Below are 17,026 nucleotides of genomic sequence, written 5' to 3'. Positions count from 1 at the left end.
TTGGACCCCTGTGTGCCGCCGGAGCGGCCCCGGGGGTTGCGGCCCGTCGATCTGCCTGCTGCCGGTTGCTGCCGGGCGGTCGGCTTCTCGGGGCGCTTGCGTTTCTCCTGTGCCGGGGCCTCGGCCTGGGCGCGGCCTCGGGTGCTGTTGACCGTGCGGCCGCGCACGATGCCGATGAAGTCCTCGACCAGGTCGGTGGTGGCCTCCTCGGGCCAGGCCAGGGCGATACCGGACTGGGGGGCGTCGACGACCGGGCGGTAGGTGAGGTCCCGGCGGTGGTGCAGGCGGGCCAGGGACTGGGGCACGACGACGAGACCCACGCCCGCCGCGACCAGCTCGACGGCGTCCGCGGTCGTCGCGGGGCGCTCGAAGGCGGGTTCCCCCGGCGGGGCGTCCCAGTCGAAGACGTCGTCGAGGGGGTGGAAGAGAACCTCCTCGGAGAGGTCCGCGAGGCTCACCTCCTCGGCGGCCGTGATCAGGTGGTCCTTGGGGACCACGACCACCGTCGTCTCGGTGTAGAGCGGGATCGCGCTGAAGTACGTACGGTCGACCGGCAGCCGGACGAGCCCTGCATCGGCCTCGCCGCTGCGCAGCACCTCGGACGCCTCGGGAGCGGGCACCTGGAGGAGCATCAGCGGGATGTCGGGCAGGCGCTCGTTCCAGATCCGTACCCACTTGGCGGGCGTCGCGCCGGGGACGTACGCGAGCCGGAACGACGGTGTTTCCTCCGAGCCTGTCACCAGGCCAGGTTACCGGCCGTGGTCGGACCTCCCGTACTCGGCCGATACCCTTGACCTCATGAGTTCGCAGCAGACCGGCCAGACGATGAAGCCCGCCACGGCGGCGAAGAAGCTGGGTGTGTACCTCCCGGCCACCCCCGCCGACTTCCAGGACGGTGTCGTCTCGCGCGCCGAGTTGAACGAGCTCCAGGCCAATCCGCCCGAGTGGCTGCGCGAGCTGCGCCGCACCGGCCCGCACCCCCGCCCGGTGGTGGCGGCCAAGCTCGGCGTGTCCATCGCGGGCCTGGCCCGCGGCGGCGTCACCGAGGCCCTCACCACCGAGCAGATCGAGGCGCTCAAGGATGAGCGGCCCGAGTGGCTGGAGAAGGAGCGCGCCACTCAGGCCGAGGTCCGCAAGGAAGCGACGCGGATCAAGAACCTGCGCAAGGAGCAGGACGCCGAGCGGGACTGACCTCCCTCCCGGCGCCCCGCCCGCTCAGCCGCTCGACGGCACCTTCAACCGGTCCCAGCTGACCTTGCCGGGGACGCCGTCCGCGTCCTTGCCCTTGAAGCCGAGCTTGTGCTGCCAGGCGGCGTAGGACTTGCGGTCGGCCTCCGTCCACTCGGGGCTCGGTCCGCTCTCGTAGTGTCCGCAGCCCTCGGCGACCAGCCGCCGGCCCATCGCCGTGATCAGCGGTGACTTCTGCCCGATGTGGAAGAAGCCGCTGCCCGGGAAGGGCGCGTGGGCGGGCCTGGGCGCGGGCTTCGGGTCGGTCGGCTCCCCAGGGTCCGTCCCGCCGCCCCTTCCGGCCAGCCGTTCGGCTATCCGCCGGCGCATGCCGTCCATGGTGAAGCCGCGCGGGTCCTGCTTGCCCGGCTGCCACTCCTTGTGCCCGATGACGGAGCGCTCGGACCAGCCGTAGTGGCGGCAGATCGCGGCGGAGACCTTCTCGATGGCCTCCTTCTGCGCCTCGGGCCAGGGGTCCCGGCCGTCGCCGAGGTTGATGCACTCGAAGCCGTAGAAGTGCCGGTTGCCGTCGATGTCGGCCTCGTTGTCGTGCGGCAGTCTGGTCTCGTTGACGACCGCGCGCAGCACGTCGCTGTCGCCGAGGCCCGCGTGGTTGGCGCGGCCGTTGCCGACGAGGTGGACGTGGCCCTTCTTGTCGATCACGCCGTGGCACAGGGGTCCGGGCAGGCCGGAGTAGCCGTCGTAGCAGATGTCGACGGAGGCGGCCGTGCCGGAGGTGACGGTGTGGTGGATCATGACGCCGTTCACCGGGCCCCAGGGGCCCTTGCTGTTGCGGTTGTGATGGCGCCAGTTGCGTACCTCGTGGACGGTCACGCCCTCCGCGCGCAGGAGCTCGATCAGCTTGGACGCGCTCATCGGCTGGGCCATCACTCGTCTCCTTCCACGGCGGCCTCGGCCGTCGCTGTGGTCTGCGACCGTCCGCCGGAGGGGTCGGCCTCCGCGGCCCGCTCCTCGTTGGCGGCCCGGGTCTCGGCCGCGAGCGTCGCCTCGTCCGCGGCCGGAATGCTGCTGGCCAGCGGTCCGAAGGCGAGTCGCAGGTCGACGGTACTGCCCTCGCCCCTGACGAGGGCCAGCGGCGCGAAGTGCCGGGCGATCCCGGCGGGTTCACGGAGCAGGGGGCGGCGCGCCGGGTCGGTGGGCCACTCGACGCCGCCGGTGGCGGTGCGGGCGGGGATCAGCCAGTGGTCGCCGGTGCGGTAGCCGCCGCCCTGGGCGAAGTAGACCTCGACGCCGTCCTCCAGGGGCAGCCACTGACCCTCGGTGACGGGGACCGCGCCGCCCTTCAGGGCTGCCGTGCGCCCCTTGTGCCGGGTCCCCTCGTGGTGGTCCCAGCGGCGCAGGAACGGGTGCAGGTGGGGCAGCCGGCCGACGCCGGGGTCCGGCTCGGCGGAGAGGCGGACCCGGCGGCCCGGCAGGTCCAGTTCCTCGACCCGCAGCAGGGACAGGGGTTCGAGACGGGAGGCGTACGCGGTGTCGGTGAACTCGACGTGGTCGCCGACGTCCAGGTCGAGCTTGTCGTCGAGCCCGAGCGTCGCCAACCGCACCCAGGTGCCGTCGAGTTCGTCGACCGGGAAGACCACGGAGCCGTTCTCCCGGGACCACTTGAAGGTGGCGTCCCGTGCCTCGCCGCCCGCGTGGATCTCCACCCGGTACAGCTGGTTCTCCGGACCGCGGTAGCGGGCGTCGGGCCGGACCAGGCACGGGTCCTCGTCGGCGTGCTCGGGCCGCTCGCTGCGGGCGGCGAGCCGGGCCGTGGGAGCGGACTGGCGCTGCGCCCAGCGGGTGAAGGCGGCGCGGACCACCTCCTTGGACGGCTCGGCCTCCTCGATCTCCAACTCGCTGAGCGAGAGCGGCAGTACCTGCCAGACGACCTTGGCGCGGACGGCGGTGTCGGGCAGCGCGGCACCGAGCGCGACCTCGCGCAGGGCCGGGTCCTCGGCCGCGCCGACCGCCCGTTCCCACACCTTCAGATAGACCATGAACGGCGACTGGGCGGGCGAGGGCAGCCGGTCGCCGGGCTTCTCCGGGTCGCGGAAGCCGTCGGGCTGGTCCCAGTAGTCCCAGTACGTCTGCGCCGTCGGCGCCGGCTGTTCCTCGCCGTCCGCGTCCGGTACGGGCACGCCGGGCGCCGGGCGGTCGGCGTCGCACAGGATGCCGTCGACGTAGTAGCGGCCGCCGTTGATGTACAGGGTGTCGATGTCGTGCTTGCCGCCCACGTACTGGATGCGGAAGCCGGTGGCGTCGCGCGGCCCGCCGTGCTGCCCGATCAGGTCGGCGGTCAGGGTACGGGCCCGGTGGAGCTCGATGGCGGCCTGCTCGTTGAGGTCCGCGTCGAGCTGGACGCGGCCCTGCTGGGCCACGACCGCGGAGTAGTGCCGCTCCGGACGGAACGTGGAGCGGGAGAGATCAGCGTGCATGGAAGGGGTCCCCCTGGTTCGGGAAAGTTCAGGTCGGGCGTAGGAGGTGCGGCTCACGTCACGAAGAAGATCCCGGCGTCCGCGCCGGCGGGCGTGTACTCGGCGAGCCGGGCCCGCAGGCCGTCCTCGCGCTGCGGCCGGTACAGGTCGTGGAAGGCGCCCAGTTCGGCGCCGTCGTCCGCGCCGCGCCGGATCTCCTCGGCGCACCGGTCCGCCAACTGCCCGTACCAGGGCGTGCCGTAGCGCTCGGAGGCGAACAACGGCCGTACTCGTCCGGCCTGTTCGGGGCCCACCAGGTCGGGCTGGCAGCGGAACCTGCGCGGGGTGCGCGAGCCGGGCGGGACGTAGGAGTGGCGCAGGCAGCCGATGCCGCGCCGGGCCACGTGGAGCCTGCCGGTGAAGATCGAGTTCTCGGCGATCCGCACCGCGTGCGTGCGCACTTCGCCGATGACGGTGGTGCGGTGCAGGTGGAGCACGGCGTGGGCGTGGCGGCAGTCGGGGGCGGAGAGGGCCTCGCGGTCGCTGCCGGTGGCGTCCAGGACGCTGTCGCGCAGGTGGATGTCGAGGGGGTCCTCGCAGACCTCGTCGCCGATGACCTCGACGGTGCCGAGGACGCTGTGCTCGATCTGGAGGCAGGCGGTGGTGCGGTCCAGGACGATGCTGGGCTCGTCCGGCGAGTGCGGGGCGCACTCGGGTTCCAGCGACCAGCCGGGCACGAGCGTGCTGTGCCGGACGACGACGGCGCCCATGGGGCCGGTGACGTTGATGCCGCGCCCGGCGACGAGCAGCCCGTCGAGGACCACGCGCGGCCGCTCGTGCGCGGCGCAGTCGTCGTTCACCGCGCGGATGTTGAGCGCGTCGGGGCGGTTGCTGTACCAGTCGAGCAGGCGGATCACCGGCCGGGTGCCCTCGGCCGCCCGGAGTTCGAGGCGGTCGCCGGGGTCGAGGTCGAAGTCCAGCTGCTCCTGGTAGGCGCCGCTGTGCGTGATCTCGATGATGCCGGTGCGCTGCGGGCTCCCCTCGTCCTGCCAGGCCCGGTACGCGTCCATGATCCGCTGGTACGGCTGTCCGGGGCCGACCCGGTAGAAGTCGGCGTCCGGCCGCGGCTCGCGGTCGGGTCGCTCGTACTCGCCGCCGCCCATGTCGGCGCCGAAGGCGTGGTGGTAGTCCACCCACACGCCCTGCCGGGGCGCCGAGCGGGAGCCGAACGCGATCCGGCCGAGCTCCGGGTCGACGGCGACCTGGCCGCGCTTGGGGCGGTAGCGCCAGTCCGACAGGTCGGCGACCACGATGTCGGACGGCGGTACGGGCCGGTCCTCGCCGTCGCGCCGGATGACGAGGCTCTTGCCGGGGCCGTAGTAGTCGGCGAGCCGGTCGTGCAGCAGCCGGCGGGTGATGAACGCCGGGACGTTGTCGACGGCGGCGAGGTGCGCGGGCGACGGCTCCGGGACCGGCTTGGTGACCAGCGGGGTGTCGTTGCCCAGGATGGAGAAGGTGTAGAGGTTGCGGGCGCGGTCGATGCAGTAGGCCGGCGACGAGGTGAGCGAGTAGGACTTCAGCCGCCACACGAACAGGCCCACTCCGGCGGGCGTCCAACCGCCCGGCCTCCGCGTCGAGTCGGCCCGCCGTACGTCGACCGTCCGGGCGGTCCGCTCGAACGGGCCGCCCGCGAGGGCGAGCGCGGAGCCGTCCCGCAGATCGAGCAGGCGCCCGCGGTCCCCGCGCCGGCCGGTGCCGTACAGCTTCACCGGCTGCGTATGGGCCACCAGGCGCGACAGTTCGACGGCGCGGGCGGGCCAGTCGGCGACCTGTTCGGCGAGCTCCTCCAGAAGGTGGAGGGTGCCCTTGCGGCGGCGGTGGGCGACGGTCGCGGCCACGTCGCGGCGCGGTGCGACGGCCTCGGCGAGCGCGTCCCGGCCGCCGTCGTGCAGGCCGGTGGTGAGGACCCGCTCGTAGCCCGGCAGGGTGCGGTAGCCGACGAGGTCGCCGAGGTACGGCAGCACCCAGGGGGCCGCGGTCTCCACGAACAGGTCCTCGTAGCCCTGCTGGACGCCGTCGCGGACTCGGTCGATCTGCTCGGCGAGCACGGCGAGCAGGGCACGCAGCGGCTCGCCCTCCTCGGCGTCGCGCAGCAGGTGCCAGCGGGGCAGCAGCTCGGCGAGCCCGTCGGGCTCCCGGGGTGTCACCGGGGCCGGTGTCTCCAACTCGACGTCCGCCGAATGCGCGGCCATCACTTGACCTCCGTCAGAATCAGGGTGTCCGCGGCCCGCGCCGACAGCATGGTGAGCCGGGCCGGGCGGATGCCGCGGAAGACGAACACCGTCCGGCCCTTCTTCAGGCGCCGGGTGTCGGTGATGTCGGGGTTGAGGCGCAGGAGTTCGGCGAGCGGGACGCCGTACCGGGCGCAGACGGACGACAGGGTCTCGCCGTCCTGGGCGCGCACGGTGTGGGTCTTCTCCTCGTACGTCGCCGGGTGCGCCGGTACGGACGCCCGGGGGGTGCCGGGGTCGGCGAGCAGGGCGGTGAGCTGCTCCGCGGTGGCGGAGGCGGGCACCCCGGTGAACACGTCGACGTCCACGTAGTCCACGCCCGGCACGGAGTGCGCGGTGGCGAGGACCTCGGAGAGCCGCGCGGGCTTCGCCAACTCCCGGCCCTCGTACCCGAGTCGGCGCAGCAGCGCCTGCCGCAGCCGGGGTTCGACGAACTCCCAGGCGTGGTCCGGGGCGAGTTTCACCTTGGCGGCGATCAACAGCAGGACGAGTTCCCGCGCGTCCACCCGGACCGGCAGGTTCGGGTCGCCGTACTCGGTCAGCGCGCCGCACAGCGGCCGGAGGTTGTCCTCGGACAGCGGCACGTCGTCGGTGCCGGCGACCGTCACGTGCAGCACGCGCCGTCGCCCGTCGAAGAGTTCGCGGGCCGCCGCCCGGCCGATGCCGGCGCGGGAGCGGGCGAAGTCCTCGTAGTCGGCCGGGGAGACCAGCCGGTCCAGGGCGGAGACGGCGAGCGGGATCGTCCGGCGGGTGAGGCCGGGCCCGTCCGCGTCCGCGCCGCCCGTCGCCGGGCGCGGGTTGGTGACCGCGCTGACGCCGAGCGGGCGGGTGAGGGGCTGGGTGATCCGGTCGGCGGGCACGTTCGCGGCCCGGCCGGTGCCGAAGCGGTAGCGGGCGCGGACGTTCTCGTGGCCGCTGGACAGCCGGGCGCCGTGCACGCCGTCACCGAAGGTGACGGTGGTGCGGCCGTCGGAGGCGGTGCCGGTGATGTACACGCGCTCGGTCGGAGCGCGGCCGGCGAGGCTGTCGACCTCGTGCCACAGGACGCCGTCGACGCGGATCTCCAGGACGGGTGTGGCGCCCAGGGGGTTGTCGGCGGCGAGCCAGGTCAGCGGGGACTGCCAGAGCGCGAAGGTCTGGTTGACGCGGCCGGAGTCGCCGCTGCCGATGGCCTCCTCGCGGCTCTCGCCGTGGGTGGCCTCGACGACGTTGCCGAGGATCCGGACGCTCGCGCGCCGGTAGCGGTGGACGAGGTCGGTGGTGAGGGTGAGGCGGGTGTGCACGTGGTCGCCCGGGAGCCGGGGATCGACGGCCGGGTCGGCGGCGGCGATCACGACCACCTCGGTCCCGGTGACGCCGGCCGTGCCGGGGATGTCGGCGCGTTCCCCCCTCACGATGAGGGTGCGGCCGGGTCGCAACCCGTCGTACAGCTCGGCGAGTTCGATCTCGTTGCCGTGCACGTCCTCACCGAGCGGCTCGTCGGCCGGGCGCAGCGGCTCCCCCGCCGCGTACACGGTGGTGTCGCGGATGTGGGAGAGCAGGACGTCGAACTCGTCCAGCCAGGGGTCGGCGAGGGTGAGTTCGGTGCCGCGGCCGGTGATGCCGTAGTTGGAGTACGCCGCCGTGCGCGCGGCCACCACCTGCGTGGTGACGAAGGCGAGACGGGCGTCCCCGGGGATCCCGCCCTGGGCGCCCTTGGCCGGGCGCCGGATCGCCACCCAGCTGCCGACGGTGATGCCCTCGTGCACGGTGTCCAGTTGGAGGACGCTGCGGTTGACGGGCTCCGGCTTGCTGGCGATCACGATCTCGACGTTGGGCTCGGTGCTGCCCACCGTGTACTTCAGGCTCACCTCGTGGTCGCCGTGGGTGAACTGCTCGCTGCCGCCGGGCCGCAGGGAGATCTCCTGGGCCGTGCCGTTGTGGACGCCGATGTGGACCAGGCCGTCGTCGTCCGGGCGGGACACGAACAGGGTGCGTTCGGGCAGCCCGGAGTGGAGGCGGGCGGTGACGCCGGGTTCCTCGGCCGCGGCCGGGCGGCGGTTGAGCCAGCTCAGCTCGCGGTCCTGGGCGGCGCGGGTCGACAGGTCGACCTGTCCCGGGCCCAGGGGGAACGTGATCTGCTGCGCGACGGGGAGGTTCTCGGCGCGCTGGTCGCTGCTGCTGCCCTCGACGTACTGGAACTCGGCGCGGACCGGGACCTTGCCCGCCGGGTCGTACACCACGCGCATGCTCGCCAGTACCGCGCCGGTCAGCGGCCAGTCGGCGGTGCGGATGACGCGGCCGCGCTCGTCCTGGACCGGCTTCAGCGGGGCCGTGGCGCCGAAGGGTGCCGCGGTGACCCGCATCGCGAGCAGGTCGCGCAGGAGCCGCGGGGCGCCGGGGGCGGCGGCCGTGCGCCAGGCCGGGTAGAGGCCGCCCAGGCCCGGGTCGAGCGCCCCGAGGAGGCGGGCGGTGTCGGTGCCGGGGCGCTGGGCGCGGTGGCCGGTGCGCGCGGCGGGGGCGGAGCCGCGCAGGGCCGGGAGCACGGTGCTCAGGGCCTGGAGGGCGGCCCGGTGGGGGTCCGTCTCCTGGGGCTGGTGGCCGGTGCCGTGGGCTTCGCTCCGGGCGGTCGCCGGGGTGGCGGCCTGGGCGGACCGTGCGGTCCCGGTGAGCTGCGCGGCCTGGGCCGGCTGAGCGGAGCCGGCGGACGGCCCGATCTCGGCGGGTTGCGTCGGTGCCAACTCCAGGGCCCGCTCGGCCAGTTCCGCCAGCACCGCCTCCAGCTGCTCGAACCAGGCCGCCACGTCGTCGTACGGCTCGGCCAGGACCTCGGCCTCGGTGAGGCGGGCCACCGGTTCGGCGAGGCGGGCCGCGAGGCGCTCCGGGGTCCGGATGCCGTCCAGGTCGGCCCGCAGCGGGGCGAGGACCTGGTCGTCGAAGTCCTCGATCAGACGGCTGACCGGGCGCGGGTTGGGCACCTCGGGGGTCGGGGGCTCGTCGCCCGGCTCGCCCGGGGCCGCCGGCTCCGCGGTCCACCGCCGCACCTCGTCGACCAGCTCCTTGAGCGTGGGCGGGACCGACTTGGGCAGGGAGATCGCGGTGATGTCGTCGTCCCGGTCGATCCGGACGCCCGCGACGGGCAGCAACCTCCGCTCCCCGCCCGCCTGTTCACCGAAGACGAAGAGCAACTGGTCGCCGGTCTGCAGGGAGTTCGCCGTGCCCTCGACGAACAGCGCGGAACGGCGGTCGAGGTCCTCGGGCGTGATGAGGGACGGGCGGCGGCGCCGTACCTTCAGTTCGTTCCAGTCCCAGCGGGCGGTGAGGTCCCGGGCGGTCTCGAAGGTCAGCGACTGCTCGTCGGCGGAGGCGGGCACGCTGTGGCTGCGCGCCCCGCGCGGGACGAGGACGGGCAGGGCCTCGGCGCGCGGGTCGCGTTCGAGGGTGTACGCGAGATGGGTGGTCGCGGCCACACCGGGCCGGGGCCGGTGTCCGACGAGCCGGCCGAGCAGCACCAGCGAGCGGTGCTCGTCGGCGGTGCGCAGATAGGCCTCGTCGGCGATGCGCTCGGAGTGGAAGGTGAGCAGGTCCCCGAGGACGGCGGTGGCGTCGAGCAGGCCGATCGCCGGGTCGTCGGGGGTGCGCACGGTCAGCCCGTCGAGGGCCGGGTACGCGGGCGAGGCGAGCCGGTCGAGGAGCGCGGCGAGGAAGGAGCCGTACTCGCCGACGCGGTAGTCGAGGGCGGTGCGGCCAGGAGGGTTGTGCGGCGGGGCGGGCGCGAGGCGCTCGTCGTGGCCGCCGCACGCGCCGCCGCAGGAGCACGCCGGGGTCATCGGGCACCTCCCAGGGAAATCTCCAGCCGCCCGTTCTCCGGCCGGTCCGGGTCGTTGTCGCAGGTGGCGATCTCCAGCGGGCCGAGCCGCAGCACGCCGTCCTCCCTCTCTCCTCGGTCCTCCTCGTACAGCCGGCGCAGCCGGGTGACCTGGACGCTCTCCACTCCGGGGACGGCCGCCGCGACGGCGACCAGCCGGCTGAGCCGGACCGGTTCGCCGAAGGTCAGCGCGTCCGGGTGGAAGAAGCCGAGCCGTCCGCCAGGCAGCCGTCCGCTGCCGAGGACGCGGTACAACTCGGCCAGGATCTGCCCGTGCTGATGTCCGGGCGCCGCACACACGCCGAGCGCGATGTCCAGCGGCACCGGCCGGGCGGGGCCGACCACCAGGTCGTGGCCGATGCGCCGGTAGGCCTCCAGCGTCTGGGCCACCGAGGCGAGCAGCTCCTCGGTGGGGGCGCCGGTGCCGAGGGCGTCGACGGCGATGTGCGCCTCCTGGACGCTGCCGGTCCAGCGCAGCTCGGCGGCGGCCCGCTGGACTCCGGGCAGTGCGGAGGCGAGGGCCGCGTAGTCCTCGGCGGTGACCGCGCGCAGCCGGGTGCGGCGCAGGTCGAGCGGCGCCAACTGGCGTACCTGCTCGATGGGTTCGGGTTCCGTGCCGCCCGTGGCGGGCAGCGGGTTGCGGACCGTGGCGACCGGTGTCGCACAGCCCGGCTCGACGACCAGGTGGTTGATGGCCTCCGCGCCGACGTTGCCGGTGGCGCCACCGCCGAGCCGGTGGCGTACGGTCATGCGGGCCCCCGGCGTCGGCTTCGCGCCGTGGCGTCCGTCGCCGAAGCGCAGGGCGAGACGGCCGTCGTCCTCCAGTTCGCCGACGAAGTGCCGGTCGCGGGTGCCGCTGTGGAACAGGTCGCGGCGCGGTTCCCAGACCAGGTCCGCGTCGTGCAGGCGTACGGCGGGCAGCGCCCCGCGCGGGTCCTGGACGAGGGCGCCGGTCGCCGAGCCGCGCAGGACCGGCTCGTCGGGGTGCAGTCCGGCCGCGTACACGGGTCCCCAACTGTTCGCGATCTCCCAGGCGATGTGGCCGTCGAGAACGGTTCCGGCACGGGCCCGTGCGGTGAGGATGTCGACGCGGCGCAGCTTGGCGTCGAGCAACTCCTCGGTGCGGTGGAGGAGTTCACGCAGGGCGCGCACCGGGTGGCTGCGCAGCTCCAGCCGCTCCAGCACCTTCAGGCTGTAGATCAGGGCGAGTTCGTTGATCTCCTCCTCGCCGAGTCCGTCACGGTCACGGGCGCTGCGCCACAGCTCGACGAGCCGCTGCCGGACCCGGCCGGGGACGGCGGCGATCCGCTCGGCCTGCCCGGCGGCGACGGTGGCGGGGTCGGGGAACGGCACGGCCTGGGTCACCGGGGCGCGGCCGAGGACCGGGCGGAACCGGGGGGCGATGCCCGGGTACACGGACTGCGCCAGCAGGGTCCGCAGCGCGGCGGCCTGCGCGTACGCCGTACCGGGCACGACACGCTCGTGCCGCTGTCCGGCCCGTTCCAGGCCGATTCCGGCGCGTACGGTGGCCCGCTCCCCCACGACGTCGAACAACTCGCGGACGCCGTCGGGGGTCAGGGCCTCGCCGCGCTCCGCCACGTCCGTGAGGGACGTGATGAGCCGAGCGGGCGCGTTGCCCTCCGTACGGTCGTGGCAGCCGAAGTCGAGCGGAGCGAGATGGGGGTACCCCCGGCCGGAGGCTGGGGGAGGATCGCAGGGGGCCACGACCGCCGGCACCGGCGGCGCGGTGACCGTCTCGTGCGGCCCGGAGCGGCCGTGGTCGACGAGGACGGCGTTGCCGCGGGCGAGGGTGACGTCCTCGACGGGCAGGCAGTCGCGTCCGCCGCGCGTGGTCAGGCAGAACGGGAGGCGCAGGGCGTCCTCGGCGGCCCAGGTGACCTCCAGGACGGGCTGGTCCTCGATCCGGTCCAGGCCGGGGGTGACGGAGGTCAGGCGTACGGCCTGCCGGTGGGCGGGGTCGGCGTCGCCGGGGGTGCCGGTGCGCGGGCCCTTCACCTCCTCCAGGACCAGGACGTCGCCCGGCGACAGGTCCAGCCGGCGTTCCCGGCAGGTCTCCTGGTCCACCCACTCGTCGCGCAGGGTGGCCGCCGTGGCCCCCTGGGGCAGGGCGCTGACCTCGCCGCCCCAGGTCCACAGCCGGATCGCGTTGTGCGCGACCCGCAGCCGCAACGGCTCGGCGGCGACGACCGGTTCGAAGACCTCCACCGCGCCGCGCTCGTCGAGGTCGCCGAGGTCGTTCTCGTCGATGACGGTGCCGGGCTCGGGCCGGTCGTGCGGGTCGAGGACGCGGACGTCGACGGAGGCGAAGCGGTACGTGCCCGGGGCCAGGGTGTGGTCGCCGGCCGTCCCGACGGTCACGTACGCGCGGGCGTTGCAGCCGTCGTGCATCGCGTAGTCGATGAGCCGCACATGACGCCGTACGGAGACCCGGCGGCGCGCGGTGTCCAGGTAGGCCTCGGTGGCGACCGCGTCCTGCTGGTAGCTGATCTGGTCACCGGTGTGGGCGAGGAGTTCGACCAGGGTGACACCGAGGTCGGCGGGGTTGCGCTCGACCCAGTCGGGGGTGGTGAGCGCCAGCCGGTCCAGGAGCAGTTTGCGGATGGTGTCGTAGTCGCGGGCGGTGTAGTCGATGACCGGGGCAGGCGGGAAGAGCGGGGTCTCCTCGTCGCCGTCCGCGCAGTCGAAGGGCGTGGGGCAGTCGGGCCGGAAGGCGAACGACGCGCTGTGGTAGCGCTGGTCGAAGCCGCGGAACGGCTCGGTGCCGGGCCGCCCGTAGGGGTCGGTCTCGACGAGCGAGAGCCGGTAGCGGGAGGTGTCGCCGACCCGGTCGAGGGTGACGTAGAGCCGGTCGTCGAGTTCCGGGTCCTCCTCGCGTTCGACGCTGACGTCGACCGCGGTGATGCCGGTGATGCGCCGGCCGCCGTCGATGCGGACGTTCTCGGGGCCCAGGCCGTGCGGGGCCTTGCCGAGGAAGGTGACGGTGAGCAGCAGCCCGTCGTCGCTCACCTCGACGGCGTCGACACCGCTGAGCTGTGCTGCCCGCACCTTGGCCCGGCGGGTGGTTCCCACGGTCATGCCGCCCTCCCCTCGAAGACGTCCTCGCGGACGGTGCCGGTGGCGCGCACGACGTACGACAGATGCACGCGTACGACGTCGTCGCCGCTCTCGATGTCGAGGGCCACGACCTCGACGAGGTCGCCGAGCCAGCGCTGGAGCGAGGCCTGGACGGAGAGTTCGAGGGTGCTGACCAGTTCCGGGCTGCTCGGGGCGAAGACCAGGTCGAGCAGTCCGCAGCCGAAGTCGGGGCGCATCACGCGCTCGCCCGGGCTGGTGAACAGCAGTTGCTCGATCAGGTCGTGGACGTGCTCGGCGGGGTGGGCCTGCGCGGTGCGGCCCCGGCGGTCGGGGTGGAAGGGGAACGCGATGTCGGTGCGGGTGCGGTGACGCGTCGGCCTCATCGGACGGTGACCTTTCGCTGCGCGGCCTGGACGACGGGTGGCCCCTGTGGGACGAGGGCCGCGCTGACGCACTGGGCGGCCGAGGTGTCGAGCAGCACGGCCGCGCCGTCGACCGTCACGCCGGTGTGCGCGGCGGTCCAGCGCACCGAGACGCACGGCGAGGGCACGCCGGCGACGGTGTGCGGGCAGCCGGTGACGACATAGGTGTGCTCGGCCGTGGCGACGGCGGCGCCCGCGATCCGCAGGCCGCCGGAGGGCGTGGTGGCCGGCGCGACACGGCCGCCGTGCGGGCAGCCGATGACGGCGCTCGCGTCCAACAGACTTCCGGACAAGTTCTTCCCCCGTTGTTATCGCTTGGAGAGGACGGTCAACTGGCCCTCGTTGATGGTCACTTCGCGACCGCGCAGCACGATCTCGGCACCGGCGCCGGTGGCGATGACCACGGCTTCCTTGGTGATGCGGATGTAGGCGCCGCCCTGGGCCTGGAGGAGGATCCCCTGTTCGGCACCGGCGGTGTCGTTGAGCACGATCTTGTGGGCCCCCGGGGTCTGCACGACGACCGGCTTGCTCGCCGCGTTCGCCTGGAGTTCGCGGCGCGCGTCGGGCGGCAGTTCGTCGGCGTCGCCGTACCAGCATCCGGTCCACACCGGGAAGCTGGGGTCCCCCTGCTCGAACTCCACCCACACGCCCGCGCCGGGCGGCGGCACCACGAACTGACCCGCCTGGGGCCCGGTGAACGGCAGGCAGGGCAGCGCCCAGGTGGACGGCTCGTCGCCGAGCACGTCCGGGACCTCGACGGTGATACGGCCGATCCGCAGCGGGTCGTCGTTGCTGACGACCCGGCCGCGGAACTTGCCGAGGTAGCGATTGCTGGGTGCCGCCATGGTGGGAGTGCTCCTGGTTGGTGGGTCGAGGTCTTACGGCCGGACGTAGTCGCTGCGCGCTTCCAGGCCCTCTCGGGAGAGGGTGAAGTTCTGCTGGAACGAGCCCGGGCGCAGGTTGTGGGTGACGGACTTGACGTAGTAGTCGCCGTCGTAGGCCCGCCCCGCGCCGCGCACGCCGACCAGCCGGCGGGGCTGCAGGATGTAGCCGTGCCGGTTGACGTCGAGCGAGCCGGAGCCGGACACGACGTCGGCGGAGACGGCGGCCCGGGCCAGGAGTTCGGCCTCGGCCTGCTCCCGCTGCTGCTTGGCGGTGCCGGAGAGCGTCTTGCGCTTGAGGGCCGGGGTGGGCCGCCGGCCGAGGGGCGGGCGCAGGGGGCTGATCGGCGGCTGGGGCAGCAGGGTCGACTGGCGGGTCCCCGGGTCCTGCCATCGGGCCTGCGGTTCCTCCCTGGCCGTACCGTCGTAGGCGAACGTCAGCTGGTCGACGGTGGAGTCCGCGTCCATGTTGACGTTGAGCGCGTGCTGCCTGAGGCCCAGCCGGACCTCGGGTCCCCAACGGGCGGATGACTGGCCGGGGTTGGGGCCGGGCTCCAGATAGAAGGTGTAGCCGTTGGCCCGCGCCAGTTCGGTGACGTACTGCAGGTCGGTGCCGGTCTGGCAGTGCACGCGGAGATCCTGGTGCGGGGGCTGGGACACCTGCTCCGTGTAGACGTCCGGCCGGATGCCGTAGTCCGAGTAGCGGCGCAGGATGGCGAGGACGCGCTCGGACGGCGGCAGGTTGGGGTAGCGGGCGGTGCGCTCCTCCAGGTCCATCAGCAGGGTCAGGTCCTCGCCGGTGAGGGTGAGGGTGGAGTGGCCCGGTATGTTGCTGGCGCCGACCTCCTGCCGCACGATCAGGCCGTCGAACAGCACCTCGGGGGTGCCGCGGACGCTGACGGTGAGGATGACGCGCGTCTTCGGATCGAAGAACCCCTCCGGCAGCAGCCGCTGGTTGATCAGCCCGGTCTTGGTGAGGTCGAAGGCGAACTGGAAGCCGCTGCGCTCGCCCGCGGTGGCGGTGATCTGGGCGGACAGCAGCGCCTCGGCGACCTCGGCCGGGACCGGGCGGGCCAGGGTGGGGCCCATGAGGAGCTGGATGTGGACGGGGCCCTGCCCCACGGGCTGTTCAGACACGCCGCTCTCCGCGCGGGAACCCGCCGGCGAGCGGAATGCCGATGACGCGCCCGGCCTCCTCCGTCAACTCCCGTGGATCGAGGACGGGGTTGGCGTCGGCGATCCGCCACCACTGTCCGGGATCGCCGAGGAAGCGCTGCGCGAGCAGGTCGGGCCGCTCTCCGGTGCCGACGACGTGCGCCTCGGTGTATTCGGTGTACTCGGTGTCCTCGCTGAGCGGCGGCAGCAACCGCCGCTTGGTGTACCGCACTTCGGTCCCGTCCGCGCACCGGTGCACGCCGATCTCGGCGTCGTGGTAGCGGCTGGTGCGCGGGTAGGGGTGGGCTCCGGGTACGGAGTCCAGCGCGCTCTCGTAAGGCTCGGTGTCCGCCATGGCGTGTTCGTTCATCCCCTTCCGGTCACGAGTCCGACGCCGCCCAGACCGAGGGCGCCCAGGCTGCCGCCGCGCGCTGCGGCCGCGAGCCGCTCCTTCTGTGCCAGGTGCGCCATGTACAGGTCGGCACCGCGGTGCCCGGCTGGCAGATCACTCACGGTCAGGATCTTCATCCCGATGCCGAGCGAGGCCCGGATCGGATTGAGATCGACGTCGAAGGCGGACTCGTTGACGGACAGTTCGGTGAGCCGGACGGGCATGACCCGCTTGCTCCCCCAGGTGAACAGCGTCAACGGCATCTCGATCGGGCTGATCTCGATGGCCCCCTGCTGCGAGAGACGCGTCGCCGCCCGCAGTTGCGCGGTGGTCGGCTGCACGAGCATTTCGAGGGTGGCGAGCTGCGGGTGGATCCCGTCGGGCGCGGCGATCTCCAGCTGATCGGTGGCGTCGATCTCGGCGGTGAACTTCCAGGTCTCCTGCGCCGGCCCCTTCAACCGCAGGGCCTCGTTCCGATCCCCGTTCCCCGCCCCACCACCGCCACCGTCCCCACCGTCCCCCGCGGACTGCGGCGCGATGCTCCGCTCCAGGGTGTCCGGGTTGAACTGCAGCACGATGATGCGCTGGGGGGTGCCGTGGTCGGGGTCGACGACGACTATGCCGGAGCGGATGGGTTTGGGGATGTCTGCGTAGCGGGTCATCGGCTGCCCCTGTACGCCGTGTCGCGCACTGTCTCTGCTCCGGTCACTACTCATCAACCCCCAACTCGTCGAACTCGTCCAGCGTTTCCAGCGCCCGCTGCCTGGTGATGGCGTCCGGATCATTGCGAGCGGTGTCCCGCAACAAGGCGCGGCATTCAGGCCACATCAAGTAGGAAATGGCACTGATTCCCGAGCCGCGCAGCCGCGCGTCTTCCTCATGCAGCGCCGAATCGATGCACCGGATGATGTCCTGGGTGAACTCACGAGATGCTCCGATGGCCATACGAATCAGATTCCTCGCCTTCGCGGCGGGGTGTGTCGCCTCACCGTACGCGGCGATGATCTCCGGCACAGTCCATGGATTGAGGTCGCGACGGATCGCTTCCAACGCCATCGACGCCATCTCGGGCGTACTGCTACGGACGAACACATAGCTGATGGGCGCAACTTCATCCTCGGCGTAATAGAGAGAAAGACCGGGCGCGATGTCCCAGACGATATACATCGGTTCTTCGCCCGGAATGCCCTCGTGCTCATGAACAAGGGGCCAGCCATGGGCATTTGCATACTCTTCGACACGGTCGTCCGCCGGGTGATTGCGCAGCACCAGATGCTGACTCTGAATGTAATCGGGCAC

Annotated in this window: 14 protein-coding genes; 1 reads left to right on the top strand and 13 read right to left on the bottom strand. The window is 73.1% G+C overall.

Going from position 1 to position 17,026, the window contains the following annotated elements; all coding sequences use genetic code 11:
* Positions 1-740: LysR substrate-binding domain-containing protein (locus tag IPZ69_RS14130; RefSeq protein WP_235454459.1), on the bottom strand; the 740-nt coding region annotated here is incomplete at its 3' end.
* Between the two features lie 58 nt (positions 741-798).
* On the opposite strand from IPZ69_RS14130, the gene IPZ69_RS14125 reads away from it, so the two are divergent.
* On the top strand, positions 799-1,191 hold the full coding sequence (locus IPZ69_RS14125) for a DUF5997 family protein (protein WP_235454458.1): 393 nt from the start codon (positions 799-801) through the stop codon (positions 1,189-1,191).
* A gap of 24 nt (positions 1,192-1,215) precedes the next feature.
* Here the strand turns inward: IPZ69_RS14125 and IPZ69_RS14120 are convergent, their stop codons facing one another.
* The 12 genes from IPZ69_RS14120 to IPZ69_RS14065 are packed head-to-tail and all read right to left on the bottom strand — an operon-like array spanning position 1,216 to position 17,026.
* Positions 1,216-2,115 (bottom strand): peptidoglycan-binding protein, encoded by a 900-nt coding sequence (locus tag IPZ69_RS14120; protein ID WP_235454457.1) that lies wholly within the window; start codon positions 2,113-2,115, stop codon positions 1,216-1,218.
* Positions 2,115-3,665, bottom strand: coding sequence for a DUF6519 domain-containing protein (locus tag IPZ69_RS14115; RefSeq protein WP_235454456.1), 1,551 nt, complete (start codon positions 3,663-3,665; stop codon positions 2,115-2,117). The genes IPZ69_RS14120 and IPZ69_RS14115 overlap by 1 nt, the downstream gene beginning before the upstream one ends.
* Positions 3,666-3,718: 53 nt before the next feature.
* Entirely contained in the window at positions 3,719-5,896 is a 2,178-nt protein-coding gene (locus tag IPZ69_RS14110; protein WP_235454455.1) for a hypothetical protein, read from the bottom strand.
* Positions 5,896-9,744 (bottom strand): putative baseplate assembly protein, encoded by a 3,849-nt coding sequence (locus IPZ69_RS14105; protein WP_235454454.1) that lies wholly within the window; start codon positions 9,742-9,744, stop codon positions 5,896-5,898. Before IPZ69_RS14105 ends, IPZ69_RS14110 begins: the two co-directional genes overlap by 1 nt.
* Positions 9,741-12,878 (bottom strand): putative baseplate assembly protein, encoded by a 3,138-nt coding sequence (locus IPZ69_RS14100; protein WP_235454453.1) that lies wholly within the window; start codon positions 12,876-12,878, stop codon positions 9,741-9,743. The genes IPZ69_RS14105 and IPZ69_RS14100 overlap by 4 nt, the downstream gene beginning before the upstream one ends.
* Positions 12,875-13,261 (bottom strand): GPW/gp25 family protein, encoded by a 387-nt coding sequence (locus tag IPZ69_RS14095; protein ID WP_235454452.1) that lies wholly within the window; start codon positions 13,259-13,261, stop codon positions 12,875-12,877. The genes IPZ69_RS14100 and IPZ69_RS14095 overlap by 4 nt, the downstream gene beginning before the upstream one ends.
* Positions 13,258-13,593 (bottom strand): hypothetical protein, encoded by a 336-nt coding sequence (locus IPZ69_RS14090; RefSeq protein WP_235454451.1) that lies wholly within the window; start codon positions 13,591-13,593, stop codon positions 13,258-13,260. Before IPZ69_RS14090 ends, IPZ69_RS14095 begins: the two co-directional genes overlap by 4 nt.
* 15 nt (positions 13,594-13,608) lie before the next feature.
* The gene (locus tag IPZ69_RS14085) at positions 13,609-14,145 is read right to left on the bottom strand and encodes a phage baseplate assembly protein V (RefSeq protein ID WP_235454450.1); all 537 of its coding nucleotides are present in this window, start codon (positions 14,143-14,145) and stop codon (positions 13,609-13,611) included.
* Positions 14,146-14,178: 33 nt separating this feature from the next.
* Positions 14,179-15,318, bottom strand: a complete 1,140-nt coding sequence (locus IPZ69_RS14080; protein ID WP_235454449.1) for a hypothetical protein — start codon at positions 15,316-15,318, stop codon at positions 14,179-14,181.
* Complete coding sequence (locus tag IPZ69_RS14075) at positions 15,311-15,691, bottom strand: hypothetical protein (protein WP_235454461.1); 381 nt, start codon at positions 15,689-15,691, stop codon at positions 15,311-15,313. The genes IPZ69_RS14080 and IPZ69_RS14075 overlap by 8 nt, the downstream gene beginning before the upstream one ends.
* Positions 15,692-15,702: 11 nt before the next feature.
* A complete protein-coding gene (locus IPZ69_RS14070; RefSeq protein WP_235454448.1) occupies positions 15,703-16,389 on the bottom strand; it encodes a hypothetical protein in 687 nt (228 codons plus the stop codon).
* 46 nt (positions 16,390-16,435) lie between these two features.
* Positions 16,436-17,026, bottom strand: a complete 591-nt coding sequence (locus tag IPZ69_RS14065) for a hypothetical protein (RefSeq protein WP_235454447.1) — start codon at positions 17,024-17,026, stop codon at positions 16,436-16,438.

The sequence above is a fragment of the Streptomyces olivochromogenes genome (genome assembly GCF_021538895.1).
Taxonomy (GTDB): domain Bacteria; phylum Actinomycetota; class Actinomycetes; order Streptomycetales; family Streptomycetaceae; genus Streptomyces; species Streptomyces olivochromogenes_A.
The sequence above is the reverse complement of the archived record's forward strand: the minus strand, read 5'-3'. Positions and strand labels throughout refer to the sequence as shown.